35 protein-coding genes are annotated in these 23792 nt (G+C 51.9%); 19 read left to right on the forward strand and 16 right to left on the reverse strand.

What is annotated here, in order from left to right; all coding sequences use genetic code 11:
• Position 1: 1 nt before the first annotated feature.
• The 11 genes from SRBAKS_RS02995 to SRBAKS_RS03045 form a co-directional block, all read right to left on the reverse strand.
• Positions 2–355 (reverse strand): hypothetical protein, encoded by a 354-nt coding sequence (locus tag SRBAKS_RS02995; protein WP_229593499.1) that lies wholly within the window; start codon positions 353–355, stop codon positions 2–4.
• Positions 355–1797: a terminase large subunit gene (locus tag SRBAKS_RS03000; RefSeq protein WP_229593501.1), complete on the reverse strand. Its 1443-nt coding sequence runs from the start codon at positions 1795–1797 to the stop codon at positions 355–357. The genes SRBAKS_RS02995 and SRBAKS_RS03000 overlap by 1 nt, the downstream gene beginning before the upstream one ends.
• Positions 1778–2314 (reverse strand): helix-turn-helix domain-containing protein, encoded by a 537-nt coding sequence (locus tag SRBAKS_RS03005; RefSeq protein WP_229593504.1) that lies wholly within the window; start codon positions 2312–2314, stop codon positions 1778–1780. Before SRBAKS_RS03005 ends, SRBAKS_RS03000 begins: the two co-directional genes overlap by 20 nt.
• Entirely contained in the window at positions 2311–2514 is a 204-nt protein-coding gene (locus tag SRBAKS_RS03010) for a hypothetical protein (RefSeq protein WP_229593506.1), read from the reverse strand. The genes SRBAKS_RS03005 and SRBAKS_RS03010 overlap by 4 nt, the downstream gene beginning before the upstream one ends.
• 2 nt (positions 2515–2516) lie before the next feature.
• Positions 2517–2891 (reverse strand): 3TM-type holin, encoded by a 375-nt coding sequence (locus SRBAKS_RS03015; RefSeq protein ID WP_229593508.1) that lies wholly within the window; start codon positions 2889–2891, stop codon positions 2517–2519.
• 188 nt (positions 2892–3079) lie between these two features.
• Entirely contained in the window at positions 3080–3343 is a 264-nt protein-coding gene (locus SRBAKS_RS03020) for a hypothetical protein (RefSeq protein WP_229593511.1), read from the reverse strand.
• The gene (locus SRBAKS_RS03025; protein ID WP_229593514.1) at positions 3340–4008 is read right to left on the reverse strand and encodes a tyrosine-type recombinase/integrase; all 669 of its coding nucleotides are present in this window, start codon (positions 4006–4008) and stop codon (positions 3340–3342) included. The genes SRBAKS_RS03020 and SRBAKS_RS03025 overlap by 4 nt, the downstream gene beginning before the upstream one ends.
• Before the next feature lie 174 nt (positions 4009–4182).
• A complete protein-coding gene (locus tag SRBAKS_RS03030; RefSeq protein ID WP_229593517.1) occupies positions 4183–4668 on the reverse strand; it encodes a DUF5675 family protein in 486 nt (161 codons plus the stop codon).
• Positions 4647–5063 (reverse strand): hypothetical protein, encoded by a 417-nt coding sequence (locus SRBAKS_RS03035; protein WP_229593519.1) that lies wholly within the window; start codon positions 5061–5063, stop codon positions 4647–4649. The genes SRBAKS_RS03030 and SRBAKS_RS03035 overlap by 22 nt, the downstream gene beginning before the upstream one ends.
• A gap of 4 nt (positions 5064–5067) precedes the next feature.
• On the reverse strand, positions 5068–5847 hold the full coding sequence (locus tag SRBAKS_RS03040) for a hypothetical protein (RefSeq protein ID WP_229593521.1): 780 nt from the start codon (positions 5845–5847) through the stop codon (positions 5068–5070).
• A 3-nt stretch (positions 5848–5850) separates the two neighbouring features.
• On the reverse strand, positions 5851–6474 hold the full coding sequence (locus tag SRBAKS_RS03045) for a hypothetical protein (protein WP_229593523.1): 624 nt from the start codon (positions 6472–6474) through the stop codon (positions 5851–5853).
• 322 nt (positions 6475–6796) lie between these two features.
• Between SRBAKS_RS03045 and SRBAKS_RS03050 the strand changes: the two genes are divergently transcribed.
• Positions 6797–7090 (forward strand): hypothetical protein, encoded by a 294-nt coding sequence (locus tag SRBAKS_RS03050; RefSeq protein ID WP_229593525.1) that lies wholly within the window; start codon positions 6797–6799, stop codon positions 7088–7090.
• On the opposite strand, the gene SRBAKS_RS03055 is transcribed toward SRBAKS_RS03050, so the two are convergent.
• The 3 genes from SRBAKS_RS03055 to SRBAKS_RS03065 form a co-directional block, all read right to left on the reverse strand.
• On the reverse strand, positions 7087–7266 hold the full coding sequence (locus SRBAKS_RS03055; protein WP_229593527.1) for a hypothetical protein: 180 nt from the start codon (positions 7264–7266) through the stop codon (positions 7087–7089). The two genes, SRBAKS_RS03050 and SRBAKS_RS03055, sit on opposite strands and share 4 nt — an antisense overlap.
• Positions 7267–7547: 281 nt before the next feature.
• Positions 7548–8066: a hypothetical protein gene (locus tag SRBAKS_RS03060; protein ID WP_229593530.1), complete on the reverse strand. Its 519-nt coding sequence runs from the start codon at positions 8064–8066 to the stop codon at positions 7548–7550.
• Entirely contained in the window at positions 8066–8437 is a 372-nt protein-coding gene (locus SRBAKS_RS03065) for a hypothetical protein (RefSeq protein WP_229593532.1), read from the reverse strand. Before SRBAKS_RS03065 ends, SRBAKS_RS03060 begins: the two co-directional genes overlap by 1 nt.
• A gap of 155 nt (positions 8438–8592) precedes the next feature.
• Here SRBAKS_RS03065 and SRBAKS_RS03070 point away from each other — a divergent pair, with 155 nt between their 5' ends.
• The 8 genes from SRBAKS_RS03070 to SRBAKS_RS03105 all read left to right on the forward strand — a co-directional run bounded on the left by SRBAKS_RS03070 (position 8593) and on the right by SRBAKS_RS03105 (position 12328).
• The gene (locus SRBAKS_RS03070) at positions 8593–9063 is read left to right on the forward strand and encodes a hypothetical protein (protein WP_229593534.1); all 471 of its coding nucleotides are present in this window, start codon (positions 8593–8595) and stop codon (positions 9061–9063) included.
• A complete protein-coding gene (locus tag SRBAKS_RS03075) occupies positions 9050–9370 on the forward strand; it encodes a hypothetical protein (RefSeq protein ID WP_229593537.1) in 321 nt (106 codons plus the stop codon). The genes SRBAKS_RS03070 and SRBAKS_RS03075 overlap by 14 nt, the downstream gene beginning before the upstream one ends.
• Before the next feature lie 177 nt (positions 9371–9547).
• Complete coding sequence (locus SRBAKS_RS03080; RefSeq protein WP_229593540.1) at positions 9548–9787, forward strand: hypothetical protein; 240 nt, start codon at positions 9548–9550, stop codon at positions 9785–9787.
• Positions 9788–9805: 18 nt separating this feature from the next.
• Positions 9806–10036, forward strand: coding sequence for a hypothetical protein (locus SRBAKS_RS03085; protein ID WP_229593543.1), 231 nt, complete (start codon positions 9806–9808; stop codon positions 10034–10036).
• Between the two features lie 13 nt (positions 10037–10049).
• Positions 10050–10328, forward strand: coding sequence for a hypothetical protein (locus SRBAKS_RS03090; protein ID WP_229593546.1), 279 nt, complete (start codon positions 10050–10052; stop codon positions 10326–10328).
• Between the two features lies 1 nt (position 10329).
• Positions 10330–10737: a hypothetical protein gene (locus SRBAKS_RS03095; protein ID WP_229593548.1), complete on the forward strand. Its 408-nt coding sequence runs from the start codon at positions 10330–10332 to the stop codon at positions 10735–10737.
• Positions 10738–10762: 25 nt separating this feature from the next.
• Positions 10763–11329, forward strand: coding sequence for a hypothetical protein (locus SRBAKS_RS03100; protein WP_229593551.1), 567 nt, complete (start codon positions 10763–10765; stop codon positions 11327–11329).
• 9 nt (positions 11330–11338) lie between these two features.
• Entirely contained in the window at positions 11339–12328 is a 990-nt protein-coding gene (locus SRBAKS_RS03105) for a phosphoadenosine phosphosulfate reductase family protein (protein WP_229593555.1), read from the forward strand.
• Positions 12329–12331: 3 nt separating this feature from the next.
• On the opposite strand, the gene SRBAKS_RS03110 is transcribed toward SRBAKS_RS03105, so the two are convergent.
• A complete protein-coding gene (locus tag SRBAKS_RS03110) occupies positions 12332–13477 on the reverse strand; it encodes a pentapeptide repeat-containing protein (RefSeq protein ID WP_229593558.1) in 1146 nt (381 codons plus the stop codon).
• Positions 13478–13601: 124 nt separating this feature from the next.
• Here SRBAKS_RS03110 and SRBAKS_RS03115 point away from each other — a divergent pair, with 124 nt between their 5' ends.
• The 10 genes from SRBAKS_RS03115 to SRBAKS_RS03160 all read left to right on the forward strand — a co-directional run bounded on the left by SRBAKS_RS03115 (position 13602) and on the right by SRBAKS_RS03160 (position 21315).
• Positions 13602–13799 carry a hypothetical protein gene (locus tag SRBAKS_RS03115; protein ID WP_229593560.1) on the forward strand — a complete coding sequence of 66 codons (198 nt, stop codon included), beginning with the start codon at positions 13602–13604 and terminating at the stop codon, positions 13797–13799.
• Between the two features lie 16 nt (positions 13800–13815).
• Complete coding sequence (locus SRBAKS_RS03120; protein WP_229593563.1) at positions 13816–14025, forward strand: hypothetical protein; 210 nt, start codon at positions 13816–13818, stop codon at positions 14023–14025.
• Positions 14018–14233 (forward strand): hypothetical protein, encoded by a 216-nt coding sequence (locus SRBAKS_RS03125; RefSeq protein ID WP_229593565.1) that lies wholly within the window; start codon positions 14018–14020, stop codon positions 14231–14233. Before SRBAKS_RS03120 ends, SRBAKS_RS03125 begins: the two co-directional genes overlap by 8 nt.
• Complete coding sequence (locus SRBAKS_RS03130; protein WP_229593568.1) at positions 14230–14514, forward strand: hypothetical protein; 285 nt, start codon at positions 14230–14232, stop codon at positions 14512–14514. The genes SRBAKS_RS03125 and SRBAKS_RS03130 overlap by 4 nt, the downstream gene beginning before the upstream one ends.
• A 185-nt stretch (positions 14515–14699) precedes the next feature.
• Complete coding sequence (locus SRBAKS_RS03135) at positions 14700–14924, forward strand: helix-turn-helix domain-containing protein (protein ID WP_229593570.1); 225 nt, start codon at positions 14700–14702, stop codon at positions 14922–14924.
• Complete coding sequence (locus SRBAKS_RS03140; protein ID WP_229593572.1) at positions 14921–16015, forward strand: tyrosine-type recombinase/integrase; 1095 nt, start codon at positions 14921–14923, stop codon at positions 16013–16015. The genes SRBAKS_RS03135 and SRBAKS_RS03140 overlap by 4 nt, the downstream gene beginning before the upstream one ends.
• Positions 16016–16455: 440 nt before the next feature.
• Positions 16456–16944, forward strand: a complete 489-nt coding sequence (locus SRBAKS_RS03145; protein ID WP_229593574.1) for a GNAT family N-acetyltransferase — start codon at positions 16456–16458, stop codon at positions 16942–16944.
• A 177-nt stretch (positions 16945–17121) separates the two neighbouring features.
• Positions 17122–18780 (forward strand): Na/Pi cotransporter family protein, encoded by a 1659-nt coding sequence (locus tag SRBAKS_RS03150; RefSeq protein ID WP_229593576.1) that lies wholly within the window; start codon positions 17122–17124, stop codon positions 18778–18780.
• A gap of 32 nt (positions 18781–18812) precedes the next feature.
• Positions 18813–19853, forward strand: coding sequence for a hypothetical protein (locus SRBAKS_RS03155; protein ID WP_229593578.1), 1041 nt, complete (start codon positions 18813–18815; stop codon positions 19851–19853).
• 79 nt (positions 19854–19932) lie between these two features.
• The gene (locus SRBAKS_RS03160) at positions 19933–21315 is read left to right on the forward strand and encodes an MBL fold metallo-hydrolase (protein ID WP_229593580.1); all 1383 of its coding nucleotides are present in this window, start codon (positions 19933–19935) and stop codon (positions 21313–21315) included.
• Positions 21316–21367: 52 nt separating this feature from the next.
• On the opposite strand, the gene SRBAKS_RS03165 is transcribed toward SRBAKS_RS03160, so the two are convergent.
• Positions 21368–23554, reverse strand: coding sequence for an MFS transporter (locus tag SRBAKS_RS03165; RefSeq protein WP_229593582.1), 2187 nt, complete (start codon positions 23552–23554; stop codon positions 21368–21370).
• Positions 23555–23792 lie beyond the last annotated feature (238 nt).

Raw genomic sequence — 23792 nt, forward strand, 5'->3', positions numbered from 1 at the left:
ATCACCCCTCCAACCGTTGAAATCCGAACATCTGCACATCAAACCCCATGAACCCGACCATGCGGGTGAAGTGCACATCCCTCTTGTCGTCGCTGGCCACCATCATGACCGTGGCCCCACGATCCATGCAGAACCCTTTCATCAACGGAACATCGAACTTTCGCAGTTCCTTCAACGCCCCCACGGAAAACCCGAGTATCCGCCAATACAGCCACGCTTGGTCATCCCTGAACGTCAGCCCGCACACGGCATACACACCGCCATCAGGCCCCACGAGCTCAAACCACTCGTATTCCTCCTGCGCGTATTCAAACCCGCACAGTTCCACAGGCTGCGTATCCACTCGGCGTATCATCAGTACGTGCTCTTCAGTTTGGTGGTGGATGGCGTCTTGAACCCCACGGCAAAATACCGGAACGCATCAGCATCATGGCTTGTCCAGTCGTGCAGCGGATTGTTTTTCCAACACCCGTTCTTGTCGTCCCACTCCTTGCGGTACGCCTCCAGCGACTTGACCCCTTCCGAACATTTCCGCTCATCAAAATAACATTTCGGCAGGATATTCCGGGCCGCATTGATGCCGTCCTGCACAGACAGTTGCGGTGCCACGTCAAAGACGATCCCAAGCCCACGGGCCGTTTCCAGCCGGGACTTGCCGCTGCCGAGTTCCTTGACCCGGATGTCATGAGGAGCAATGTGCCTGCCATACTTGTACGGTTTGGAATCCAAGTGCTTTGCGTAGTGCTCCAACCCCTCGCCAGAATTGGTGTAGTGGTCGATTACGCGGTACTCACGATCTCCGAGAGCCTGCACAAACCAGATGGATGTCGAATCAGCCATGCCCAGATCCCACGCAGTATGCACAGGCAGGGCCGGATCATACGGCACATTGCAAATCTGCTTGTTCTCCCGGATGCCAGCGAACTGCGAAGCGTAATACGCGCCCTCGATAGCCGCCTCAAAAGCCTCTTCCGGGGTACTTGGATACTCCCGTTTCATGTCGTCCTGCTGGTCATTCTGCACAGCAGCGTACCAGGCACGTTGCTCGGCACTGAGCAGTATGCCGAGGTTGGCTTCAAGCCCCTGAAAGTATTCCTCGTGGTGCCGGTGGAGCATGGCCTTGTTCGGATCCAGCTCGTACTCAGGGTTCTTGAACCACGGAAAGAAAAAGAACTTGTAGTCCAGCGGTCCCGGCTCCCGCCCACTCAATTGCAGGTCACGCGCCGCCTTGCTCTTGTCATGGAAATCGCCGGTCTGCCCTTCGGCAGTGGACTCAATGGTGATAACCCCTGTCTTCGGCACCGCAGGGAAAGCACCGGTCCTGATCTCGCGGGCCACTTCAGGCTTGCGCGCACATATCTTGCCGTACTCAGAGAGATGCAAAAAGTTGATGGTCCCTGACCGGAACCCGGTGGACACGCGAATGGATGAGTTGTTGGAGAACATGAGTTCATTCACGTTCTCTGTCTCGATAGGCCGTGCAGCCCTGAAAGCGTCCGGCATGTTCCGGTAGGCAAACTTCACCTTGTCCCGGAAAAACGCCTTGGCATCATCCTTGTGGTGGGCAATGATACCGGCGCGCACATTGGAGTTGAACAGACACATGTCCAGAGCGATCAAGCACATGAGCGTGGTGAACCCAAGCTGCCGCGCCTTGAGGATGACATTGCGGTTGTGCCAGCCCTGCAAAAACTGCATCTGGCCCCAATTCGGACGGAACTGCATAATCCCGTCTTCCTTGGTCATGATCTTGTAGAGGTTGTTCAGCCTCCACAGTCTATTCCGCAATCGGTTCATCGTGCTCCAAGCCTTGTGTTGTCCCGTCAATCTCATCCAGATATTCAGCCAGATCAGACCCGGTATTGGTCAGGTTCATGTTTCCGTTCAAATCAATCTGCTTCGCATTCGGCCACCGCACAGGGTCACGACTCCTCAGAAATGTTTCAATGGCCCGCACATTGGGCGGCACCTGCTTGATGCGCTCCTCGACCGGCACCATCTCCCAATCCACAATTTCACCGGCCTCGTCCGTCACAGGGAAACGCTGAAATTTCTTTTCCCGATACCGGAACCCTTTCACCAGCTTGAGCAGACACCGTTCAGCTTCCTTGACGTCAAAAATATCCTTGCCTTCCTGAATCGCCCGTTCGAACTCCGGATACGTCTGTATCCAGGCAGTGACAGTTGCCTTCCCAACCCCGAAAACCTTGGCGAGCTTTGCCTGAGTGAACCCACCCCACCGACACATTTCCTTTGCCTGCGCGGCGTATTCCTCCCTGTATTTCGTTGGCCTTCCGCCCTTGTCCTTCTTCATGGCCTCACAAGATCGACAACAGTTTTTATGGCCATCCCGGCAACACCGACCAGACATCCCCACACGATCCGCTCAAGGGTCTTGATCTTTTCCGTATGGGTGTGACACCGCCGGTCATCGTTGATCCCCCTGATTTCCTCCTGAATGCCAGCCACGCGCTCATCAATGCGAACAAGCAGGTCATGCGACGTCTCATCCATGGCTACTTGTTCCTCCAGATATCCACGCCTTTCTCGGCACTGCGGCCAACAACATAGCCACCCACACCGATTTTCATGAGCTGCCACAATTCAGGCGGCAACGAGAGTTCCGGTGCCTCAGGCCAGAACAGGGCAAGATAGGGATAGACAAGATAGTTGTTCGCCACGATGGCTACGATCACGAGCATGAGTATCGGTCTCCATGACCGTTGCAGCCAGTTGCCAGACATCTCGGTCACCAGCACCTGCACCTGTGCAGCCAGCTCCGACAAGATGAGATTGAGCTTCCCGCGCTCTTCTTCACCGGCATCGGGCCATATCTTGTCGATGATCGTGCTGCCGATGTTCAGTATTCCGTCAACCCCAAATGCCATCATGACTCCTTTTGTTTCCCGTGTTCCCGGTCCTGCCCCAACAAGTGAGGAGGCAGGACCGGGAGTGCTCAGGGAATGCGCACGGCTGTAGCCCACAGCGTAACCCCACAAAAAAGCCCAAAACCACGTTGACATAGTTTTGGGCGTCCAAAAGGGTACTTTTAGACCATCATTTCCTATTGACAGCTTTTTCAGCCAGATACATTTCCCTTGTTTGAAGGGGAAACAAGGTGCTGATATTGACTACGAATTTCCCCCCATTTCTCAGGAAGATACTGGTCAGCCTTCCAGATTGACCAGATATCAAGATCATCAGGCCGGGCGAACCACGGTCCACCATCGCGTTCCTGATATGCTGGCAACCCTTCTCGTTCGACAAGTGTAGGAACATCCTTGAATGCTTTTCCTACAGCCTTGGCAATTCTGTCCCGCCCCTTGATAATATATTCGTTCACGCCCGCGCCCCTTTGGGATGGGGCAACACCCCGAACTGTCCTGTGTTGGCTTGCTTGGCCCGGAGCTGAGGCTCCATGCGAAACGACAGATACCGCTGGCACGAGTCCACGGACTTCCACCCTCCTGCCCTGGCTGTCTCCAGCAGCGCATCAGCCTTGGTGCCATGCTTGGCCGCGTCTTCGAGCACCGCCTCAAACGTGTTGTTGGCAAAGGTCTTGCGCATGGAGTGCGTCCCGATCTTGCCATCCATGCCCAGCGCACGCGCCGTATCGTGGAGTATCTGCCACGCCCGTGTCCGGCTGATCGGCTTATTGCGCCCTTCCCGACTCCGAAACAGCATGGTTCCCGGCGAGTAATACCCGGCCAAACGCAAGGCCGTGACCTGTGCATCAATGGCAATCTTGTCATCGTCACCGAGCATCACCGTGCGTGTGTCGTCCGTCTTGGTCTGTAAGATCGTCAACCACTCCAGCACCTTGCCACCGGAGTGCACATCCTGCACCCGCAACGAAAGCATCTCGGAAACCCGGAACCCGCACGATACCCCCAGCACGAACAAACAGATGTCCCGATAGTTCTCCGACCTGCAAAATGCTTCTTTGATCGCCACCACTTCAAATCCGTTCAACGGACGGCATCCCTTCATCGGGTTTGTTGCTAACATATTGATTCCTGTACTCATATCTCGTTTGCACAACCGTTCGGAAACCATGGCATCAAAAAAAATAGACAACTCGCCATTTTTTCAAGCCAATAAAACACGCTTTTGACTATACCATGCCTCGGTTTCACGACACCTTGCACACCACTGAGTTTAAAAATCAGTGAGAAAGTGAAACTACACTGCCTCAAGAATCTCCAGCCTGTACTCGGTCAATCCAACACACGCAGCCAGAAACCGCCGGAACGTATTGCCCGAATTGAGCACGGCACGATCACCATGCAGCTTGCCCTCGTATTCGCCGAGCAGCAGACACCCATGCGTGTCCTCGACCACGTTCCCGGCATGGAATAAAATATGGGACCGGCCCGGTACATCCTTGACCTCGAATGTCCTGCCAAATCGCGGAGAATCCACAATCCCGCACACATACTCACCAGCAGGAATGCACGAAATGTTGACAGCGTTGCCCTTGTCCATCGGCTCAAGGACCGAGCAAAACGGACGGCCATCCACCAGCAACACGCCAAACGTCCCGTCCTGATCCTCGTCGTACCGAATGAGCCTAACCTGCATAAGCGCCCTCCAGTGTTTTTCAGCGGCCAGCAGCTCATGCAGCGGCGCGCCGAGTTGATATAATTTTAGTGGGTCCGTGGCGTACATTGCTCACGCCCCTCATACACAGGCCGAATCATCCGCACCAAATCAAGCGGGTTCATGTGCGGATTCCGCTCCCTGGCCTCTTTCATCAGCGTCTCGAAATAGCCGATGTCACCACGCTCCCGGCGTATCTCCGGCTGCTGCTGCCCGCCATTGCTCTCCCGCCACTGAAAATGCAACGCCTTGAGCTTCTTGGCCCAGTTCCGGGGCGGCGCGTCCATGCCGCGCACCTGCACCAGTATGTATCCCCACGCTTCGAACGGGATGTACTGGCACTGCTCCCACACGTCCTCCTTGAACTCCTGCTTCGGCTCATCCTTGCCAAACGCCAGCCACATCAGCCGCCACACCCGGCGAAACTCATCCCACTTGCGCTTGATCTGCTCTGCTTCCGTCATGGCATCACCTCAGTTCCGGCGGCAGTTCATCGTCGCCGTTGGTCTGGCTCTTGATTTCATCCTCCCACTGTCCCTCGTTGAGCCACGTTGAGGGGTTCGGGACATACTGCTTGCCATCGTTGCCGCGAAAGTGATCCCCGGCAACCTGGGCCTTGATGGCCTCCACGATGACCAGGGCGTCCACGCCCTTGATCTTTTTCCAGCAGGAAAAGGCGTACTTTTTTTTGACCTTCTTCGGGTACTCGGCCCAAAAGACCTCAAAGGCCTGGGTGTATGCGGCCACTTTGGTGGCCTTCTTCTCTTCTCTGGATTCAGGATTCAGGATTAAGGATTCAGGATTCAGGGGAGGCTCGTCTGGGGTTTGCACCGGGCCAGTCTTGGGCTTGTCTTGGGCTTGTCTTGGACTTTTGGGTCTATGGTCGGGCTTTGGTCCGGGGTTTGCCCCTCCACCATTGCCATTAAATCCGGGGCAAGCCGGGTATTTTTCCTGCTCCTTATAGTGCGGAGTCTGGTGCTTTTCGAATCCGGGAATGTACAGATACTGCCTCCCGTCAACCTCGTAGCGCACCACCAGTTCATGCCCACACAGCTCGTCAAGCAGCTCCAGCGTATCAATGCTGTCTGCCGGAAAAATCTTCATCTTGATCTGTTTGGGACGATCTTCCAACCGCCCGCATCGGTCAGCCATGGACCACAATCCGATGAAGCACAGCCGAGCCCACGGCGTACACTCCACCAGCTCCTCATTCGTGAAAAAACCGGGCTTGATATTCCGAGCACGCACAGCCTACGCCCCCCGCACCTTTTTCAAAACTGCCCGAAAAATCGTCGTCCAGAATCCCCGCTTGTTCCGCACAACCCCCTCGGCCATGGCCGCGATATCTGCCTGCACCTGCTCGGAAAGCTCACCGGCAAACCGCACCCCGTGCGGATCAGCGTAGTCCTGAGCATACGCCCGCACAAACAACTGCATCCGCTGCATCACATGCTCACTGTGCGCGCACAACAGCGGCACCGGCTTGTTCTCCACCCCGCACGCAATGCAGTCGGACACGGCCCGGTACAACTTTTGCGAGGCCATGCTTGCGCTCTCGTCACACAAAGTCGGCACATCCATGGCCAACCGCACAGGCAGCCCGAGTTCCATCAAATGGGAAACAAGCACACGAGCCGCATCAATCGCGGCCTCTCGCCCTTCCGCACTGCCCTCAGCCACCAGCGCGTCACACACCAGCAGCACATGCTTGAGCGGCCCGTTCTGGTTTTCCCCGGTCCCCGGCTCTCTACTCCACCGATACGCCTGATTCCTGGATTTTTTTCCGCACATATCACCCACAAGGTTGGCACCCAACAGGTCATTTGCACGCCGCTGCCAATCATGAGGCGCACCGCATACAGTTACTTTACTCATGTCATTCCCCTCGTGACTTTGCGATAAATTAATTACTGTTAATCAAACATGCAGACTCATGTTCCTGGATAAGCTTTATTGCCAATTCATGAGTCTGAGGACGTTTAAAGCGTCCTTCCCTCCGATTGTCTCGGTATGTTCTCGGCGGGAGGCTTAACGCTTGAGCTGCCTTGGAATGATTACCGTAAATTCGATGTAACGAAGTAACGATTTGTGAAAAGGTATTATGTTTCATGAATGCAATGGTAGGAGATTTTCTCCTCTTTCGTCAAGGAGATGCAACGCCCTACCAAAGCAAAAAATAAAATGGCAAGAATTTAGTATGAATGAAAACAAAATACTCTATGAAGCGCTTTACGAAATAGTCAGCGAATTGAATGACAAAAATTTGAGTGACGCAGAAATAGGGCGCCGCGTGTTCCCTCATTCAAAAGACTCTGTACGTGTCTGGCGGAATGCCAGGAACCAGGGGCGTCAATTAAAATTCTTTGAGGTTCGCAGGATAGCACAAGTACTTGGAGTAGACATAGGATATCTCAGTCATATGATTGAACAACGTCACCAGGATAAAATCAAAAAGAAGAGTCTGAGCATCGTCCCAGACTCAACCACTTAACCCACTTTACTCGGAACATACCCTCTCTCGTTCAATTCAAGAATTGCTTTTCTATGTTCTTTACGAACCATCTCTAAAAGCACCTGAACATATTCATCACTACACTTCTTGGCCAAGAACCTTAACGCCAAGTCAACATCAAACAACGCATCAATTGGATCAAGTCCAGTTTCCATAAAGCCCTCCTAGTTTTTTTCGCCAACCCTTCCCACAGGATACCAGCGTTGGGCCATATGGAATAATCGTGCTAGCGACATTGTGTTCATCGCAAAGCCCGCTGCTTGTATAGGAGATTTTCTCCTATTTTTTTGTTGACTGAGAGGAGATTTTCTCCTAGCATCTACTCAACAGGTCGAGAGAACCACCTGCGCGGCCGCGGCCCGCAAACGGTTTCACCCATCCGGTTTCGACTGGAGCGCACGCGCAGCGGCGCCACTCGTTCTTTGACATACAGGGATTAATCGTCGAATTCTTTGAATATGCGATAGGGCACGAAGTGATTGATTTGAACACAGAAGTCTTTCCACTTCTTGTATTCTGGATACTCCAATTTCGTTGGATCATATGACGGAAAATCAACGAAAACAGGCGACAATTTGGAATGCGGTTCTAGCATTTCTAAATCCTCGTCATAGCACTCCCACTCAGACTGAACATCAAAGCGTTGTAGCCCTTCTTCTGTTTCCCAATAGACAAAGCGATCTTCCAGAGCTGGAGACAAATCTCGTTCAAGTGGATTTGTCACTTCTCTTGTTGGCTTGTAGGGATTCGCACTTTCACCGTTAGGTGGGCGTGAATTGGGAAAAGGTTTGTCTTTTAGGATAAAATTATGGCGCCTATGACTATCCGTTACTTTGGATTTATTCTGCTTTGTCTTTCTTGGAAACAGCTCGTCACCATCCCCAAAAGTAAGAAAATTTAAAAACAAACAAGCGCCCACTCCCAGCAAAAAAAGAAATGGTTGCCACCATTCCATTATTTGGGACTTCCATCTTCATTGCAGTACATCAAGAAAGCACTTGTTAATCCCCTGTCATAGGCCACTTTAAAAGAATTACACGCTTCTTTTTTATTGCCGTTATGAAGATTAATTCTCCCATGCCAAAAAGCGGGAAAAGGATTGTTCGGGACCTGTTGACTGGCTTTGTCGCAGACATCAAGACACAAACTACCAGCATTCTGAGCTATCGGCCCCCTTGGGTTAAGGTACATTTTTGCAAACAATTCACATTTACGAACCTTTTCATAATCTGTTTTACAGTTAGCCAGCACTTTTTCGCCTCTACTCGCACACCCTGCACCAATCAGCAGAGCAAAAGTCACCAGCACCAACACAAAATTTCGCATGAGAGTCTCCATATTGATTGAGTTTGTCCTCTTTCGATATCAGACCGCCTCTATTTGTTCAACATACCTGCTTTTCCTCCGTAGAGCAGGACAAACCAAGGCCCGGCCGGGAGCGGTGCATTCCCTGTCCGCTCCCGGCCAAAAGGAAAAAGACCATGGCAACCTGCAAGCATAAACCGTGCGCGGTTCTCCCCAAGTTCAAGGGGGAATCAGGCACCCTGAAAACATCGTTCTACCCCGCAGAACTGTGGGAAGACGAACACGGCGGAATGCCCGGCATGTACCGCGTCATGATCGGCGACAAGTGGCACACCCGCGAGGGCGAAAGCGTGAGCTTTTTTACTCTGGAAGGAATTTCCCGGCTGATACTCCTCCACCTGACCAAGGGCATGGGCGTCGAACCTGAACCACTCGGCGTCCTGCCCGACACCGCTCTGAAAACCCCGGTGCGCTACTGGCCCCAGAGCCGGACACAGCCACTGCACAGCTATACTAAATCCGTCCCGTTTACCGATTCTCACGGCGAATGGCGGGTCTGGATTTACTACAGGGATAACCCGGTCCTGCTGGCCGAACTCGAATACTGTGACGACCCACGAAAGGAGCAGAACAATGGACAAGGATAAAAACGCCCCCCTCCGCCGCCTGTGCGAAGCCATGGGTGCCACGGATCACATTGACCTCGCTGGCAAGCTCGACCTGTCCCGGATCACCCCGGCATACATCCGGCAAAAAGGCATCCCCTACAAGTGGCTCGTCATAGCTGCCAAGCGCGGATACCACCCCGACTGGATAGAAAAAGGAGTCAGCCCCAAATACCTGATTCCCTCAGACTACCCGACCTTCGGCGAATACCCCCGAGTAAGAGTAGGCATTCCTGCCCACCCCCGCTGCCCAAACAGCGGCCCGGCAGAAGGCATCGTAGACGTATAACCATCCCTGGACACTGCGCGGCCAGCCAACACCCCGGATAACTGGCCGCGCAGTCAAAGCCAATTTTCGAGGATCGTCCTCGAACCCAAATGGCCGGGAGCCACATGTGTGGCAAGGACCGTTATTGAGAGTCCTGATCATCCCGGCCATTTACCAAATTTCTAGGAGTAGTCAGACATGACAAAAGCAGAATTGATATCCGCTCTTGAGGGATTCCCGGACACTTATGATGTGCGCGTGTTCGCCACAATCTACTGTCCTCACGCCGATGACGTACGGTGCTGCGATCATGACGGAATCAACATCGGACACACCAAGCATTCGAGGGGCATTTTCACCCCGTGGGGAAGTGTGTTGAAGGCTGTTAGCAGTGACGACCGAGGAACGGCTGTTCTGCTCGAAACAACAATCAGATGATGAGAGGTAGGTGGCGAAATGGAATTTCCCGACACCAGCGTAAGCGACAACGTTCATGTTGCGTCTGAGATAGTTCGTGCCCTGGATGCGCTTGCCAATCCTGCAAGCCCACACCGTGACGGATACGCAAGAGTCATTCGCAAGGCCGAAGCCGACTACGACAAGGCGCAGGCCAGCGGATTCGACAATTCAACTTGTGCCTTCATCATGAAGCAACAGGTTGTGATTCAAATCTTAGAAGAGAATTAAAGGAAGGCAGACGATGAATAAACTCACCCCAAAGCAAATGGCCGAAACGATCCGCAAGGGCGACCCTCTTGGCCCAGACTTTTTGAAGAAGGTCGCCGATACCCTTGATGGAGTTGGATACCAGCAGTTTTTGAGATTGCGCGATGAGAACGCCACCCTCAAAGGCGAACTCGCGGCCATAAAGAGTGACACGACTGTCACCCCGTCAATGTCAAACGGCATAGCGTGGTGCGAATGTCCCGCATGCGAGTACAATTTTATGCTCGGTAATATCGAAGAGAATGGAGGGTAGTATGGCAAAGCGCGAACTCACGGTCATGTGGGAAGGGGAAAACCCCAACAAAGACCGCAAATCCCAATCTCTGGCGGATGAACCGAGCAAGGTCCGCGTCCTTGATCTTCTCGACGTCTTCCATGACGGACGCTTTGCCACCGTCATGGTCGAGGGATTGATTGAAGACAACAACGGGATCAACGAGGGATGGAATCCAAACTACGGTGAACGTGTAGCGGTCAAGCTTCTCCTTGATGAAGTAATGAGGCTTGAAGACCTTCTCTCCCGCGTTGCCGATGTCGCTACTGGCGGCAAGCTGTCCAAGACGAACTACGACATGGACACATACCGCGAAGCCATCCACGAACACCTTTGCAACGAGCGCAAGGATGCCTTCAATGAAGGTCTGTCCACGCTCGGCGCGTAACCTGTTTGATAGTAGGTAGCGCAAAATGAAAGACGATCAGAAAGACTATTTCGGGCTGACCTTGGCCGAGTTTAAAGAGGCTGTGCATGACTTTCAGAATGGCCCTTGCTCTGAATACTCGTATGAGGCCAGTACACTGAGATTCGACACTATCGACGGCGAATGGGACGGCTATCAGGCTACAATTATCTTTACGGCAGAACCTTGGTATCACCAGAAGTACGCAATTGAAATCCATTCAACCGCAGAAGGCGTCCGCATTTGCTGCGGTGAGGAATGCTATCTGGAATGTGATTCTGCCGGGCTGTTCACCTACCTTTACCATGAGGCTGCCGAACTCGCAGAGAAGCGGGAAAAGGCAAACAAATATCTTCGCAAAGCGTACCGCTATCAACGAGCGTCTATGCGGCTTGCCGCTGCCCTTGTCGGCCCAACCGCTCAAGCGACCGACTTAGCGTCCAGAATTGGAGAAAATGCCAAGGTTCGTTACCACATCACGCGCCGACTGTGCGACCGGATTATAACCAAGCTCAACTTGTGCAACCAGAGAGCCAAGGGCGCGTTTGAAGACGCGGCAACGTATTCAAAATAGGCAGACGAAATGACACAAGACGTAATCACAGCCCACGAATATGCCGAGCGCATTGCATGGCCCCTTGAACGCAAGATCAAGGAATCATGGGAGCGCATTGCGGCATGGGTTTCCTATTGGGGCAAAGAGGCGTCGCTGTCTTTCTCAGGCGGTTGGGATAGCACCGTGTTGTTACATCTTGCCCGGACCTGCCCCCATATCGACGGCCATGCGCTGCCTGTTTACTTCGCGGACACCGGAACCGAATACCCGGATATACGCAAGTTCGTGAAGTCTACCCCCGGCGTTACATGGGTACGCCCAAAAATGAAGTTTCATGAAGTCATAGGCAAGTATGGATACCCGGTTGTTTCCAAGCGTGTGGCGCAATATGTGGGTGAAGTCCAACGGGCCAATACCGCACAGATAGTACGCCTTCGCACAACTGGCTGGCGAGAAAACGGGACTCATTCCCCCATGAGTACAATCCCCCAAAAGTGGCAATTCCTCATAGGTGCGCCGTTCAAGGTTTCTGACAAGTGCTGCGACAAGATCAAGAAAGCCGCCATGAAAGGCACGGGCCATGCTTTGGTTGGTGTTCGTGCTGCCGAAGCCAAGAACCGGGAGAAGGTGTACCTGCAATACGGTTGCAACGCATTTGATATTGACCGGCCCCGTTCATGGCCAATGGCGTTTTGGACGGATGAAGATGTACGCGAATATACCGCCGTCCATAACCTTGAATACTGCCCCATCTATGATCTTGGCTACCACCGCACCGGGTGCTTTCCGTGTGCCTTCGGCGTCCACCTGGAGCCGTGGCCCAACCGTTTCCAACTAATGCAAAAGACCCACCCTCGTTTGTGGAACCTCTGCATGGACCGCTACGGCTTCCAGATGGTTTTCGAATTCATGAACGAATGGCTGCCAGCCAAACAACAAATTTCATTCCATTGGTCCGATTACACGGCCAGGGAAGCGAGAAAGCACCAACAAGCAGAACTGCCGATGGCAGTCTGAGAATCAGCAGAACCACGGGGATAAACAATGAAAAAGAGAAACTTCTTCCGGCTTTCCAATGCCCAAAATGAACATGCGACATGCCAGTGCGATGAAGGCCAGGAGGCCGAAACCAAGAGTGACATGAAATTCGATAATGAATTTTTTGACAATGAAGCTTTGATGCTGGTTGAACTTCTTGGTCAAGTGGATCAGAAGAGGCTCTTTCATTTTGATCTGTTCAAGGTTTTTATTTACCAGCTCCATGTCGGTTGTCTCAGCCTTCAGGAGGCTGCGCACGTCATCCAAGGTCGAGTGGATATCCGCATAGGCCGTGTGCTGTTCAACCACGGGTTGTTCCATCTTTCGGTTTGCCTTTTCGCCAAGAGCGCGACTGTTACTTTGCTGAATACTCTGACCAGCCCTAGCAAACCCACCTCTGTCCTGAACCTTTTTCAGAATAGCTTCCCCCACTCCGGTCCTTCGCAGCTTCCATTTTTGAAATGTCTCCCAGCCCGTGAGGTAGAGTGTGACCATGAAATAGACGGTGGCAACCATAGTTCCTACATAGAGCCAGATTTCGTTGCCATCTTTGAGCTTAAACCCCAATGGCTTGAATTGAGCTATATCCAAAAGTCCCACCGCGAGAACGAAAGACAACACTATCAGAATGATCAAATTGCGTTTCGCTTTGAGCGCCTGTTCGGTCAACTCAATGAACGGTTCCTCCACTATCTGCTGTGTGTTGTCGAGATATATGGTATCTCGCTGCTGCTCAACCGAGAGCGGTCGGGCCAGTTTCTCCATTGCCTGAAGGGAAGGGAAACAGGTCTTTTTGAGATTGGCTTCCCACAGATCGGCACCATCCAGGATGAGAGGGCTGTCTTTACCATCAAGAAAGACGGTTTTTGCCAAATCAACCTCCCACAAGACAACATTGCTTACATCCGCCCCAATTAAATGCGCGTTTTGCAACGATGCACCCCAAAGATTCGCACCATGGAGGTCCGCATGTTGGAGGTTAGCCCCCTTGAGGTCCGCCCCCTTGAGGTTCGCTCCTTGAAGGATCGCCCCTTGAAAATCCGGCGTTACTTTCGGATTGTCCTCCCTCCATTGATTCCAGACCTCAATGCCTTGCTTCAGTATTTTAAGATGTTCAGAATTTGCCATGGGGAAGTCCTCCAACGTGAGTGTGAAATAGGAAAAGCGATTTTCAAGCAGAATGCGTTGGAGTCGATGAGAATGTCAACCAGCCAAGCCATATAGGCCGTAGAACTCAGCATAAGGGGGCAACGTGAAAAGCTATGAATACCGTCAAGAGGTTGAGCGCAAAATCAAAGATAAGCAGATGCGAGAAAAGATTGCTCTGCTCGAGGAGGCTTTTGCCCACAAAGATGGGGCATTGTCGTGTGCGACTTCCGACCCGAAAGTATCAAAACTTTACTCTGACAGAGCCGACGAATTGCGCGAGGCCGCAAGAGTAATCAACTGACATGAGAAAACCTTACATGAACGGTCCCGGCCTTAACCTCGAATGGGAGGAAGTGATGCCTTACGAAAATGAAGATGTACGTTGCCCAGTTTGTGGTCGCTACTATGACTCAGCGAGAATGACTGTTGACGAGCAGGGGCGTGATATCTGCGAGGTTTGTGAAGAGGCCGAGCAGATAGAGTTTATCCAAACTGATACTACCAACCTGGAGAAAACCAATGAATGAGTGGAAAGTCCCAGACGGAGCGAAGCCTTTTCAGTGGGCTATAGTCGTCAATGGCAACGTCTGCCCCTGGCGCAAGGGACACTCTTGCTCATGTGACACCGAACACCTCAACCCTTCCGGCAAATGCTCCTATGAGAACTGCCCGGTGAAGGTCGACGAGGTGTTTCCAGAAAAGTCGCAGAATATGAACAACTCGGAGGAAAAATGAAATTAGCAGCAATTGTCTTGGCTATGGCCCTGACGCTCGGCCCATGTCTGTCCGCAGTGCAGGCGATGGAGTCAAACACTCACGCCTATCTCGCTGCGCTTACTTTGCTCAAGGTGATGCCCCCCGTTGAGCGACAGGCTGCCGGGACCGAATTGGTCGAGGCGTGGTGCTCGGGTGATAAAAAGGGATTCTACGAGGCTTGGGTCAAGGTCATGCGAGCCTACGACAACCACATTCTTCAAATCCGCACCAATAAGGCATCACCAGACAATGCCCGTTAAGTGTAGTGGCTGTGATTTTTTGGAGGCAGATGAGGGCGGCCATGGACACCCTGGCTTTAGATGGTGTCGCTACACCGGCAAGCCGGAGCTGATCACATGGTGCTTTGTTTGTCCAAAAAACAAAAATCTTCAGACGACGTGAACAACAAAGACAAATAAATAATCCTACGAGCGTCAAGGTTAGCATGAATCGACAATGGATCACTCCGGCAAAAGCTGCCGAATTTTACGATGTACACCCCAAATCACTGGCCAGATGGGCTGATGGTGGAAAGGTGGAAGTGCGTAAAACGCCGGGGGGCCATCGTCGTTATTCAGTTGAATCGCTTGAGAAAGCTCTTGGTATTGAACAAATTCAAATCGATGTAGATCGGGCCGCGATACGGGCGGCCTTGCGAGGGGCGGCATGATTGGTTATTCAGACACTATGAAGTTGTCTAAGCGAAACGACACCGGAGCCTATGTCATATGGATAGACGGCAAGCGCCACAGCCTGAAAAAGTTTTGTGGCCGCACTATCACGGACGGCAAAGAGGCGAAGAGAATCTTCACGGCGATTCGCCAGGAATGGCTTGCCGGAAAACTTTCTTATATCAAGGGTGAAACATATGTCACCATTGAGCAATTCAAGGATGAATATCTTGCTTGGGCCATTGAAGTTCAGAATAAGCACACCTATGCAGGGAACCGAAAAGCTTTGGATAAGCTGGTAGAATACGGCGGCAAATCAATGCGCCTGGATCGCATCGGTCAAAAGGTCATTGACACCATGACAACCGACCTCTTGAAAAAAAGCCGGAAGCCCAACACCATCAACTGTTATATCCGCCATGCTAAAACGGTAATGAACAAGGCCGTTGAATGGGAGTATCTGAGAACAAACCCACTCAAAGGCGTGAAGCAAATTCCGGGCGGGAACACCGAACCGGGTTTCTTGGATGCTGCCCAGGCAAAAGATTACATCAAGAAGATCAAAGACATTCATGTAAAGCGCATGGCCGTCGCCTATATTTTCTCAGGACTCCGACGGACTGAGCTCCTTGCCCTGGAGTACCCCAGAGACATCGACTCTGAACGTGGCCTTATCCGGGTAGAACGAAAAAAGAAGCGTCATCTCGTCGTGGAATGGATGCCTATGCATCCCATGTTCAAGGCCGTACTGAACTCAATGGACTTGGATGAAGGCAAAAGAATCTTCCGGCGCTGGCGTCACCCTGACACCATCACCCATAAGGTAAAAGACAGTCTTCGGGCTGCCGGGTATGGTCATCTGAAACTTCACTCCTTACGCCACACCACCGGGGCATTGCTGGCCATGGAAGGATACGGAGCCAAGACTATAGCCGAAGTGCTCGGCCATGCCCAAACACACACCGCAGATATCTACACTCATGTGACAAAAGACCATGTCACCCAAGCACTTCAAGCGGTCAATCTCGGTCCTATCGACCTCGGCAATTCGTCCGGTATTCGTCCAGTAGACCCGGAAAACGAGGAATAGAGCCAACCACCTGTTTCCTGTTAATCACTAGGTTCGCGGTTCAAGTCCGTGCTGGGGAGCCAGAAAGCTCAAGGGCTGATAACATAAACAGGTTGTCAGCCCTTTTTTGTTGCTCAAAACATCAGATTTAACACTTTAATTACAACATGTTACGAACCATCATCTTCATATCATCTTTTCAAACCACCTTTTCTTCACTACCTTTCCCCCCTCCTCTTAATTGCTGTGAGCCACAGACTCTTCACGTAAAAAGGCAAAAAACTGAGAATGCAATCACGACATGCCAATTGTCATCCTAATTTCCGAAAAGCGTTTTTTTTTAACCAAATCAGCCGAACCAACTCGGAAAATATCTTTGTAATGCAAAAGAATTAAGATTATATCCTCATTCACATTGAATACGGACTCAATCCAAACTGCCCACAAGAGGAGCCAACCGCATGCGCGACGCCACTGAACAGGATCTTCCCAGGATCGTAGCCATATATAACTCTACTGTCAGATCCCGTCAGTCTACCGCTGACACGGAAGAGGTCTCGGTGGAATCAAAGCGCTCCTGGTTTCGTGGTCATGTCCCTGGCAAACGGCCCATCCTTGTCCATGAAGAAGGCGAGCAAATCGCTGCCTGGGTCAGCTTTGAATCCTTTTATGGTCGCCCGGCCTATAGGCATACGGCAGAAATCAGTATTTACATCGCCCCCGAGTTTCGTAGACAGGGACTGGGACGCAGATTGCTCCAAGAAGCCCTAGAGCTCTGCCCGGCACTCTGTATAAAGACGATTCTCGGGTATATATTCTCTCATAATGAGCCGAGCCTGAAACTTTTTCAGTCCTTTGGCTTTGAACAATGGGCTCATCTGCCTGACATCGCAGAAATGGATGACCAAGAGTACAGCCTGTCGATCTTTGGAAAAAGAGTAATTCCTTGAATCTCCCAATCCCCGATACACAAAGTGAAACAAACGCCCGAAAGACCAATTCATACGCTTTCGGAAAAAGAATCATGGATGTTTCATGATTCTCTCTTTCTTTCCGGCCTCCAACAGCCACAGCACCCCAGTTAACAACAAGTATAAGACCAAAGCGTTTCAAGGAGCTGCCTTTCTATGATTCTTTCCCTTATAGCCAGCCTGTTCGGCGGACTGGGCCTTTTTCTCCTTGGCATGCGCCTGATGACCAAGGGATTGAAGAATGCTGCAGGTAAAGCTTTGAGAACAATCCTGGGACGATGGACAAAAACACCGTTTCGAGGTCTTGTTTCCGGCTTTATGATGACGGCACTGGTGCAGTCTTCCAGTGCCATAACCGTTGCAGTTATTGGTTTTGTTAACGCCGGCCTCATGACCATGCCACAATCGGTCGGTGTCATTTTCGGCTCCAACATAGGTACGACCGTTACCAGTTGGATTGTAGCGGCCATTGGTATCAGTGTTAAAGTCAAAGCCTTGGCTCTACCGCTCCTTGGTATCGGCGCCCTGCTCCGGCTGACAAGCGGAGACTCCAACCGCAAACATATTGGCGATGCCCTGACCGGTTTCGGCCTCTTTTTCTTAGGGATTGAGATACTGCAGTCGAGCTTTCAGGACATTGGCAACATCATCGACTTGGCTTCATTCAATATTGGAGGACTCCCGGGCGCTCTTCTCTTTGTTGTCATCGGTTCAATTTTAACTCTGCTCATGCAAAGCTCCAGCGCGGCCATGGCAATTGTACTGACAGCAGCCATGTCTGGAATTATCACCATCGAAAGCGCAGCCGCTGCTACAATCGGCACAAATATCGGTACAACATCCACAGCGTTGTTCTCGGTCATTGGAGCCACACATAACGCGAAGAAAGTGGCTGGGGCCCATATCATTTTCAACCTTGTCACCGGCGTGGTCGCCATTATGATCATTCCATTCCTGCTCCATGCCGTGGAATGGTTCTCGACCATTGACGGCACCGCGGATGTCGCGGCTACGCTCGCTCTTTTCCACACGGTATTCAACGTGCTCGGAGTGAGTCTCTTCCTGCCATTTACCAACAGACTCGTAAGCTTTCTCGATAAACACATCGGCAGGGATATTGCCATGCTCGGCAAGCCCAAATATCTGGACGACAACGTTCTCGCCACCCCACAACTGGCCATGGACGCTCTTTTCCTGGAGTTGGGAAGACTGGGGGAAATGACACGCGAGGCATGCCAAAAAGCGATTACGTCCAAGTTCCGCTCCAAGGAATTCATCAAAGACAAAACCGCCATGGATACTCTTATTGATGCCATCAAGAAATACTGTGTCAAAATTCAACTTCTCGATCTGCCGGAACCAATCGGCCTCAAATTGTCCCCTTCCATCCGGGTTATCCAATACTACAGGAAGACAATCGATATCATAAGCGAAGTGTCACAAAGCCACGTCCTTCTTTCACATTCTCTGCCAGAAGCGGCCTCGCTCTCTGCCCGGGATTACCGCAGGGCTGTCAGAGACATCCTCAACGTTGCCCACACACCCTGCGCGCCGGAATTCATGAATTTGACGCAATTGTTGCACGAACTTGACGATGCCTACCATGAGCTCAAAGATGAATTGCTTATAGTGGGTGCACAGGGAACGGTGGAGTTGAATACCATGGTTGACCTGCTGGATTATTATTCGTCGATGCGCAAAATGTATGAACAAGCCATCAAAGGCACCATCTACTGGTCGCAACTCAGAGACAAAAGCCTGACCTGCGCCAACGCCGAAGAAAAGAACGAATACGCCTGGCAACAAGAAGCATAACCTGATACTTTTCACTTCAGGAGAAATAACCCATGAAAAATAGCCGAATTGCACTCATACTTATTGCCTGTGCTGCACTGCTTGCAGTGGGGGCATATGTTCTTTTCCAAAAGCAGGCCCCAAGCGGCCCCATGCTTCGAGCCGAAGCCGTCCAGCCACCCGATACGCCCGCCAAAGCACCGGACTGGGTAAATGGTGGCCAAAAAACTCAGCCGGACTACACTCCATCAACCACTGCCCCCGAAGCCCCCAAAGAGACACTGGAAACTCAGCCCGTAAAAGAAGTGAAACCGCTTGAAATAGCAGAAGACAAGGTTGTCTCATTCACTTTTGTCGAGTCGCTTACCGAGTTCATGTTGGATCGTTTTCAACCGCAAGGACCACACGGCAAGCCTGCCACGCTGATTTCTTCAATCGCACTCAATCGCTATTTCGGTCGCGAGTTGGAGGGTTTTAACACTGAGGGAGATGACATCAACGCCTCTCGTAAATCCGTGTTGGACTATGCTTTCAACCCAACCATGATCAAGACTCTGTACGATCTTTACGCTTCGGCTTTCATGATTCATCTGGTCGACACCGCGTCCACCGATGAACGCGAGTATGTTGTTGGAAAGAAAGAGGAAATACGGACACTGACAAATGAAGAAATTCAGGTCATGCTCAAACTCAACAGTCGCCGCATCGAGCGGACCGCCGATCTGTTCAGAACCATGGGATCCAGCCCTGAATTCATCGAGATGACTTCCAAATATCGCAGACTGGCCCAGGCGGTGGGACGAGCCAACAGCCAACTCCAGGATACTATTGCCGACGGAAAGAATTCCACCAATGCCAGCAAACGATTCCAACAGGCCATCTTGCAACGGGAGCAAGCCAAAACCGCTTTGGTCACGTATCTGAAACAGGTCTGCCAATCCTGTTCCGATACAGAACTGTTCTATCTCTCACAATGGGCCTACAGACGATATCAAAACGGCCCCGAGAATATTGCGGACTCCTTTGTCGCAGCAGCAGACATCATGGATGACCTTGCCGCCCGTTTCAGAGCACAAGCGGATGAAATAAAGTAATCATTACCAACTTGTTGCATCAACTCCTTTTTATGCTTATCTTGCCCGATAGCAAGAAGAGCATAAAAAGGAGTTTTTTATGTATTTCAAACAGATTACTACTCCCGGTCTCGGCTGTTTTTCCTATGTCATAGGGTGTCCGTCTGCCGGTGAAATGATCGTCGTCGACCCCAAACGCGATGTCGAAGACTATCTCAACATTTCCCGCGAAGAAGGCATGAAAATCGTTCATGTCATTGATACTCATGTGCATGCGGATCATATCTCAGGCGCTCAGGAGCTGAAATCACACACCGGCTGCGACATCATGATGTACGAAACTTCGCCCGTCTCCTATGAGTTCACCCCACTCAAGGAAGAGCAAAAACTGACTATCGGAAGCGCAGCGCTCGAAGTGCTGCACACCCCTGGTCATACTCCCGACGCATTGTCTCTGCTGGTCACAGACCTGACCCGAGGCAATGAGCCGTGGATGCTGCTCACAGGCGATGTTCTTTTCGTCAACGATATTGGCCGTCCGGATCTGGTCGGCGATGCGAAACTTGATGAGCAGATCCAGAATCTCTGGAACACTCTCTACATCAAATTCAAAAAGTTCCCTGACAGCCTTGAGGTCTTTCCCGCCCACGGAGCAGGGTCACTGTGTGGTCGAGGCATGAGCTCCAAACCCAGCTCGACACTGGGTTTTGAACGACGTCACAACGCCATGCTCGGCTTTGACACCTATGAAGACTTTCATAAGGAAATGAGCAAGGAATTCCCGGCCCGTCCCAAATCCTTCACCCATATCATCTCAACAAACGCCGGAGGGGCTCCCCTGCTCGAACGCTGCCCCCTGGATCTTGCCATGGAGCCCATGCGCTTCGAGGAGAAAATGCTGGCAGGAGCCGTGGTCATCGACGTCCGCGATGCCGCAGCCTATGCCGGATACCATATTCCCGGCTCCATCAATATCGGATTTGAACCAAGCCTGGCTAACTGGGTCGGCATGGTTGTGGATCCCGGAGCAGACATCCTCTTGGTCGTTTCTTCCAGGGAAGACTATGAGCGTATGCGGATAGAGCTTCATCGAATCGGCTACGACAACATCTTCGGCTACCTGGCCGGCGGCATTCAATCATGGGTCTTCAGCGGTCGTCCCGTTGACAAGCTTTCCATCGACTCCGCTCAGGACCTCCAAACGTGTCAGGACCAGAGCAAACCGATCAGCCTCATTGACGTTCGTACACCCAACGAAGTTGCCCAGTCTAGAATACCAGGATCAGTCAACATCCCGCTGGCAGACATACTTGCCGGGAAATTCGACCTGCCGGAAGACGAACACCACTTGCTTTATTGCGCTGGAGGATACCGCTCGAACATCGCGGCCTCCTATCTGCAAAAGCATGGGTATTGGAATGTACGCGGACTGGCCGGAGGATTCCTGGCTTGGAACAGGGCCGGCTACAGTACGGAAAAGTAACACACCGTTTACACACACTAACAAGGCCTCGGTTGTTCCGAGGCCTTGTATTTTATTCAGGGAAATTGGCTGTTTTCACCACTGTCATATCCGGTTGAAACCATACGGCCGATGTCCCGGGAAACTCTTTATCCAACAGGAAAAGGCCGTCCTCTGCTCCGGCAATCATGAGAGTCGTCGCCAAAGCATCCGCTTCTTCAGCGGTCGCGGCTACCACGGTCACCCCAATCGCCTCTGTAGCAGGAGCCATGCTGATCGGATCAAGGACATGGTGACGCTTGATGTGCTGACCATTGCTCTCACTCATCACGAACTGTTGATAATCCCCTGATCCGCAAACGCCCTTTTCACGAATCCGGATCAAGCCATACACCTGTCGGGTTCTGGGGTGCCTGATACCCACAGTCCACCATCTGTGGCCAAAACAATAAAAATCACCGCCAGCCTCAACAATACCTGCCTTGATGTGCAGCTCGCGCAACAAGGCGACTGCGGCGTCTATGACCGCGCCCTTGGCAATACCGCCTAGATCCAGTGCCATACCCGTTTTTTTGAGCATGACCCGCCCTGTGGCATCATCAAGTTTGAGTAGCCTGTAGTTCACCAGATTTTGTTTGGCCTTGAGCACGCTTTCATCCAACGCATAATACAGAGGTGAAGTCGTGGCAGCGCCGATTGTGGGATCAAAAACACCGCCTGTTTTTTTGCTTAAGGCCACGGTCCGTTGCAACAAATCAAATGTCCGCCGTGAAGGATGCACCCAGGTACGTCCGGCCGCTCGATTGATACGGGCAACAGAACCATCGGTACTCCTGAAGTCATAGTCCCGCTGCAAAGCGCGTATGAATGCAATGGTCTTGTGCGCTGCGTCATCAGCAGCCTTCCTGCTCTCGGTCTGTAGCGTCAGTGTGACCACGGTTCCCATGGCAACATCGGTATACGTATACACGCTTCGCTCATCGAAATGTCGGGATGCTCCTCCATACAGTATGGGGGTCACCCCGACTCCCACGATCAGCACACAACAGGATACAGCCAACACGAGGGTGTACCCTCGTCCCCAATGCAGATGACGATCAAGGATGGACCAAAGAAGCGGTATGCACAGGCACGCACCCAGAATGGCGACCACTTGCAGTATTCGGCCGACCTCATAGGATGCCTGAACAACCAATCCCCCCAGAATGGGGCCAAGCAACAATCCTGCCCCCGCAGCAAGTTGCGTCATGCCAAAGACACGCCCCTGCCGATCATCAAGGGTCGACGCAACGGCCATGGATGAAGGCATGGAGATTGCTGTACCGAATCCCAACACACAGCCCCAGATCGCGTACTGCACCACTGAAGCGGACATACCCAGACCATAGAGGCCGCAAGCACTCAGCAACATCCCCAAAACCACTTGGGAAGAACGTGGGACTTCACCGGAGAATCGGGAAACCACCGGCAACGCAAGGCAAACGACCAGAGGGGGCAAGGCAAAAAGACTGCCGGTAACGAGGCCGCTTCGACCCAGAACCATAGTTAATAGTATTGGATAGAATGCCGCCATGGCTCCAACACCCGAGGCCCGCCCGGCTATGGCAAGATACAAGCTGACTCGATCTATTACGGCACCACGAGCTGCGCCCTCTTGTGTCTGTTTATCTGAATTGGTGTGAAAACCGTTCGGCAATGAAAACCCTGCAACGACTGCACTCAATCCCATACACAGTATGAGCCCAAACAGAACCGGTTCCATCGACCGGTTGAAATACAACACACCGCCCAGAACAGGCCCCACGAAGAGCGCCACATTGAACACGAACGTGTGCAGGGCAAACCATTTTATCAGCTCTTTCTTTCGGCACAGACTGCCGAGAACGGCCATACCGATTGGCTTGATGCAACCAGCCGCAAGCCCAATGACAAACTGGACCATAAAAAGGACATGGACGGACGGATCAAAATACGCGGTAAACGGTATCCCGGTTCCCACCGCGAGCATACACGTCAACGGGATGCGCGGACCGATTCTATCAGTCAGGATGCCCGCAACAGGTGCGGCCAGAACTCTGGCCAGAAAATATCCCGCAAAGCCCGTCCCGAGCCACATACCACTGACACGCTCATCAAGACTGAGAAGGGGCACGGCAAAAGAAAACAATCCAATCCCCACAGTGGACAGAAAGCCACACAGGAGAATGGCAAACGCCAATCTGTTTCGGTCTGCTGATGTGCGAAGGTTTGTATCTTTCATTGATGTTCATTAATGTGGCCGGATTATTCGATCTTGGCAAGCAACCTGACCACATGAACATATGTGAATAAAATCACAATAATACCAATCACTGAAATCAAGACAATTAATCGGTAAAAGGTGCTTTTTTTCCGGGGAACGGAGGACAAAGGGGTTGACCACAACCGGAAAAATCGAGACAAAAGTGATCATACTACCCGCGTATCAACATGCGCACTTCGCCCGTAACGAACATGCC

It is taken from the genome of Pseudodesulfovibrio sediminis (assembly GCF_020886695.1).
Classification (GTDB): Bacteria; Desulfobacterota; Desulfovibrionia; order Desulfovibrionales; family Desulfovibrionaceae; genus Pseudodesulfovibrio; species Pseudodesulfovibrio sediminis.

Coding starts and splice junctions, on each gene's coding strand:
- SRBAKS_RS02995 (WP_229593499.1), bottom strand. CDS start 355: ATGATACGCCGAGTGGATACGCAGCCTGTGGAACTGTGCGGGTTTGAA.
- SRBAKS_RS03000 (WP_229593501.1), bottom strand. CDS start 1,797: ATGAACCGATTGCGGAATAGACTGTGGAGGCTGAACAACCTCTACAAG.
- SRBAKS_RS03005 (WP_229593504.1), bottom strand. CDS start 2,314: ATGAAGAAGGACAAGGGCGGAAGGCCAACGAAATACAGGGAGGAATAC.
- SRBAKS_RS03010 (WP_229593506.1), bottom strand. CDS start 2,514: ATGGATGAGACGTCGCATGACCTGCTTGTTCGCATTGATGAGCGCGTG.
- SRBAKS_RS03015 (WP_229593508.1), bottom strand. CDS start 2,891: ATGATGGCATTTGGGGTTGACGGAATACTGAACATCGGCAGCACGATC.
- SRBAKS_RS03025 (WP_229593514.1), bottom strand. CDS start 4,008: ATGTTAGCAACAAACCCGATGAAGGGATGCCGTCCGTTGAACGGATTT.
- SRBAKS_RS03030 (WP_229593517.1), bottom strand. CDS start 4,668: ATGTACGCCACGGACCCACTAAAATTATATCAACTCGGCGCGCCGCTG.
- SRBAKS_RS03035 (WP_229593519.1), bottom strand. CDS start 5,063: ATGACGGAAGCAGAGCAGATCAAGCGCAAGTGGGATGAGTTTCGCCGG.
- SRBAKS_RS03045 (WP_229593523.1), bottom strand. CDS start 6,474: ATGAGTAAAGTAACTGTATGCGGTGCGCCTCATGATTGGCAGCGGCGT.
- SRBAKS_RS03050 (WP_229593525.1), top strand. CDS start 6,797: ATGAATGAAAACAAAATACTCTATGAAGCGCTTTACGAAATAGTCAGC.
- SRBAKS_RS03055 (WP_229593527.1), bottom strand. CDS start 7,266: ATGGAAACTGGACTTGATCCAATTGATGCGTTGTTTGATGTTGACTTG.
- SRBAKS_RS03060 (WP_229593530.1), bottom strand. CDS start 8,066: ATGGAATGGTGGCAACCATTTCTTTTTTTGCTGGGAGTGGGCGCTTGT.
- SRBAKS_RS03065 (WP_229593532.1), bottom strand. CDS start 8,437: ATGCGAAATTTTGTGTTGGTGCTGGTGACTTTTGCTCTGCTGATTGGT.
- SRBAKS_RS03070 (WP_229593534.1), top strand. CDS start 8,593: ATGGCAACCTGCAAGCATAAACCGTGCGCGGTTCTCCCCAAGTTCAAG.
- SRBAKS_RS03075 (WP_229593537.1), top strand. CDS start 9,050: ATGGACAAGGATAAAAACGCCCCCCTCCGCCGCCTGTGCGAAGCCATG.
- SRBAKS_RS03080 (WP_229593540.1), top strand. CDS start 9,548: ATGACAAAAGCAGAATTGATATCCGCTCTTGAGGGATTCCCGGACACT.
- SRBAKS_RS03085 (WP_229593543.1), top strand. CDS start 9,806: ATGGAATTTCCCGACACCAGCGTAAGCGACAACGTTCATGTTGCGTCT.
- SRBAKS_RS03090 (WP_229593546.1), top strand. CDS start 10,050: ATGAATAAACTCACCCCAAAGCAAATGGCCGAAACGATCCGCAAGGGC.
- SRBAKS_RS03095 (WP_229593548.1), top strand. CDS start 10,330: ATGGCAAAGCGCGAACTCACGGTCATGTGGGAAGGGGAAAACCCCAAC.
- SRBAKS_RS03100 (WP_229593551.1), top strand. CDS start 10,763: ATGAAAGACGATCAGAAAGACTATTTCGGGCTGACCTTGGCCGAGTTT.
- SRBAKS_RS03105 (WP_229593555.1), top strand. CDS start 11,339: ATGACACAAGACGTAATCACAGCCCACGAATATGCCGAGCGCATTGCA.
- SRBAKS_RS03110 (WP_229593558.1), bottom strand. CDS start 13,477: ATGGCAAATTCTGAACATCTTAAAATACTGAAGCAAGGCATTGAGGTC.
- SRBAKS_RS03120 (WP_229593563.1), top strand. CDS start 13,816: ATGAACGGTCCCGGCCTTAACCTCGAATGGGAGGAAGTGATGCCTTAC.
- SRBAKS_RS03125 (WP_229593565.1), top strand. CDS start 14,018: ATGAATGAGTGGAAAGTCCCAGACGGAGCGAAGCCTTTTCAGTGGGCT.
- SRBAKS_RS03130 (WP_229593568.1), top strand. CDS start 14,230: ATGAAATTAGCAGCAATTGTCTTGGCTATGGCCCTGACGCTCGGCCCA.
- SRBAKS_RS03135 (WP_229593570.1), top strand. CDS start 14,700: ATGAATCGACAATGGATCACTCCGGCAAAAGCTGCCGAATTTTACGAT.
- SRBAKS_RS03140 (WP_229593572.1), top strand. CDS start 14,921: ATGATTGGTTATTCAGACACTATGAAGTTGTCTAAGCGAAACGACACC.
- SRBAKS_RS03145 (WP_229593574.1), top strand. CDS start 16,456: ATGCGCGACGCCACTGAACAGGATCTTCCCAGGATCGTAGCCATATAT.
- SRBAKS_RS03150 (WP_229593576.1), top strand. CDS start 17,122: ATGATTCTTTCCCTTATAGCCAGCCTGTTCGGCGGACTGGGCCTTTTT.
- SRBAKS_RS03155 (WP_229593578.1), top strand. CDS start 18,813: ATGAAAAATAGCCGAATTGCACTCATACTTATTGCCTGTGCTGCACTG.
- SRBAKS_RS03160 (WP_229593580.1), top strand. CDS start 19,933: ATGTATTTCAAACAGATTACTACTCCCGGTCTCGGCTGTTTTTCCTAT.
- SRBAKS_RS03165 (WP_229593582.1), bottom strand. CDS start 23,554: ATGAAAGATACAAACCTTCGCACATCAGCAGACCGAAACAGATTGGCG.